The organism is Streptomyces sp. NPDC056948, from assembly GCF_042674225.1.
GTDB lineage: Bacteria > Actinomycetota > Actinomycetes > Streptomycetales > Streptomycetaceae > Streptomyces > Streptomyces purpurascens.
Genome location: NZ_JBHUQX010000678.1, coordinates 1 through 3,042 on the forward strand (window position 1 = coordinate 1; position 3,042 = coordinate 3,042).

General features: G+C 75.1%; 2 protein-coding genes. One reads left to right on the forward strand and one right to left on the reverse strand.

The annotated features are described in order from the left end of the window. Positions 1 to 101: 101 nt before the first annotated feature. Complete coding sequence (locus ACFTZL_RS43390) at positions 102 to 1,187, reverse strand: M12 family metallopeptidase (RefSeq protein WP_382595695.1); 1,086 nt, start codon at positions 1,185 to 1,187, stop codon at positions 102 to 104. A gap of 96 nt (positions 1,188 to 1,283) precedes the next feature. Here ACFTZL_RS43390 and ACFTZL_RS43395 point away from each other — a divergent pair, with 96 nt between their 5' ends. Further along, a complete protein-coding gene (locus ACFTZL_RS43395; RefSeq protein ID WP_382595698.1) occupies positions 1,284 to 3,029 on the forward strand; it encodes a LuxR C-terminal-related transcriptional regulator in 1,746 nt (581 codons plus the stop codon). Positions 3,030 to 3,042: the final 13 nt, after the last annotated feature.

Here is a 3,042-nt window from a genome sequence, read left to right on the forward strand (position 1 = left end):
GGGGGGTGTCTTTTAGACCCCCCCCCCCCGCGGGCTCCGTCAACCACCGCTCCCCCGGTGCCGGACTGTGGCTCAGGTGTCCGCGCGGCGCGTCGGTGCTGTCACCAGCACATCACCGCCGTCTCGCCGGAACCCCAGGCGGAGTACAGGCGTACGCGGACGTGGTAGCGGCGGCCCTTGACGAGCCGGGCGCTGATCGTGGCGTTCTGCGCGGTCCCTCCGTCGTCCTGCCCGGCGAGGTAACGGGGCTCCCCGTCCCGCTCCTCGAAGACCACGACGACGGCGTCGCCGTGGCCGAAGGTGCCCAGCGTGTAGGTGCGGGTCTCCGGCGGGTCGACGACGAAGTCGGCCTGCTCGCCCGGTCCGAGACCGAGCGGTGCCGAGCGGAACGGCACCAGCTCGGACGGTCCCGGCCGATCCGCAGGCGGATACCAGCGGAGGACGAACTCCTTGTCGGCGGCGGACAGGGTGCCGGGCGGGTTCAGCCCCGCGCGGTACTGCTCCGGCTCCAGGACCAGCCCCGACGAGAACGGATACTCCATGATCGACTGCGGGTCCCAGACGGAGCCGTTGACCTCGTCCGGGTCGAGCTTGCGCAGAATGTTGTAGTGCGTCCTCTCCCGGCTCCAGTGGTGGGGCGGGCCCGCCAGTTCGGCGTACACCGCCTCGTCGTCCCAGTGGATGCCGGCGAACGGGCTCTGGTGCTCGTGCAGCATGCCGAGCGCGTGCCCGATCTGGTGCAGGGCCGTCCCGCGCTCCCCGGGCGCGGTCAGGTCCCAGCCGAAGTTCATGGTGCGCTCGTGCCGGCCGGCCTGGAGCGCGTCGCGGCCCACGGCCGACCAGGAGCCGTCGCCGAGCTGGAACCCGATGCGCAGTTCGGCCTCCGAGCGGTCGTCGACCTCGGCGAAGGAGATCCCGGCGCCGAGGTCCTGCCACTCCCGGAAGCACGCGCGCACCACGTCCCGCTGCTCCTCGGCGCCGGCCCACGACACGCGTCGCGTCATCCCCGTCCCCGGCACGGGGATGACGGACGCGTCGCTGTCGCCGTCGAAGAACCAGTAGTGCAGAACAGTGCCGTTGACCCACATCCGCCGCCCGCTCGCGAGCGCGCTCAGCCGCTCGGCCGCCAGCCCCGGTGCGAAGGCGGGCGCCGGCGCCTGAGCCAGCGAGCAGTAGCGTGCGGTCATGGGCCACAGCCTGCCCCGCGGGCCGTCCCGGGCGCCTGAGTCGGGGGCTACTCAAGTCGCCCTGTATCAGAAGTGAGTAGCCGCGCTCATGTCTGTGTGACGACTTACGAGCGGGACGCGACGCCCCTGGAGCTGCCCTGGCCGTTCGCCGGGCGGGAGGACGAACTGGAGCTGGTCCGCAGGTCCCTGACCGGCGGACGCCGCGGCATCGTGGTGACGGGCCCGGCGGGCTGCGGCAAGACCCGCCTCGTCACCGAGGCGGTCCGCGGCACCGACTGCGCCCGGGCGGCCGGCACTCCCGAGAGCCGCGCCCTTCCCTTCGCCGCGTTCGCCCATCTGCTGCCCGAGACGGTCACCCTGCACCGCGCGGTCCAGCTCCTGGCCGGCGTACGCACGTTGGTCGTGGACGACGCGCACCTGCTCGACGACGCCTCCGCCGCCCTGGTCCACCAGCTCGCCGTGCACGGCCGCACCCGCCTGCTGGTCGTCGCCACGGACGGCGCCCCGGTGCCCGGCGCGATCTCCCGGCTGTGGACCGGGGAGCTCCTGCCGCGCCTCACCCTTGAGCCGCCGGCGGAGGAGGAGACCGCGCGGCTCCTCACGGCCGGTGCCGGCCCGCTCGACCCGCTCACCGCCAACCGGCTGCACCGGCTGAGCCAGGGCGATCTGCGGCTGCTGCGCGACCTGCTGGGCGCGGTGCGGGGGCGGCTCACACCCGTCCCGGGCACCGAGGAACGGGCGTGGCGGGGCCCGGTGCCGCTGACCACGGCCGTGCGTGAGCGCACCGCCCCCGTCCTCGGCCGCACCTGCCCTCGCGAACGCGAGACCCTGGACCGCCTCGCCTTCGCCGAACCCCTGCCGCTGCATCCGGACGACGCGGACATCGGGGCCCTGGAGGTCCTGGAGTCCGACGGCCTGATCCACGTCGACGACGCGGGCACCGTCCGCCTCGCGCACCCCCTGCACGGCCCGGTGCTCAGGGCCGCGGCCGGCCGGCTGCGGGCGCGCCGGCTGGCCCGGACACCGGACGTGTACGCCGCCGCCCTCGACGCCGAGTCGGCCGCACTGGCGCAGCGGATCGACCGGGCCGACGTACGGGCCGTGCCCACGCCGGTGGGGGAGTGGCTGGTCGCCGAGGGCGGCACGCTGCCGTGCGGGTACGCCGCCGTACGCGCCCGGTTCGCCCGGCTGCGCGGGGAGTTGCGGGAAGCGGCGGCCTGGGCGAGAGAGGGGCTGCGCGGCGCACCCTCGGACGCGTCGTGCCAGGACGAACTCGACCGTGCCTCCGCCCAGTTGGGAGAGGCCACTGTCGACAGCCCGGGTGACCTCGACACCGTCCTCGCGGACCTCGCCGACCCCTATGACGCCGTCCGGCTCGGCGCTCCGGAGAAGGTCATCGACCGGCTGACCGGCGTGTTCGCCCGGCACGCCGACGCGCTCACCCGCGCCGACGGCCCGGCCCTGGACGAGGTCGCCCAGGAGCTGGAGCGGCGCGGCTACACGCTGTTCGCCGCCGAGGCGCACGCCCAGGCGGTGGGGGCACACCGCGATCCCCGTGCCGCCCGGCACTCCCGCACCCGGGCCGTGGCCCTGGCCCGGCGCTGCCAGGGCGCCCGCACGCCGGCGCTGTCCGGGCTGGTCCTCGGCGAACTCACCGCCCGGCAGCGGCAGATCGTCACCCTCGCGGCGGCGGGCCTGAGCAACCGGCAGATCGCCGAACGCCTCACCCTGTCGATCCGCACCGTCGGCAACCACCTGTACAGCGCCTACGCCCGGCTCGGCGCGAGCGACCGCGGCGCCCTGCCGTGGCTGACCGAGATGCCGGAGGCCCAGCCGGCCTAGGGCCTGTCCGACG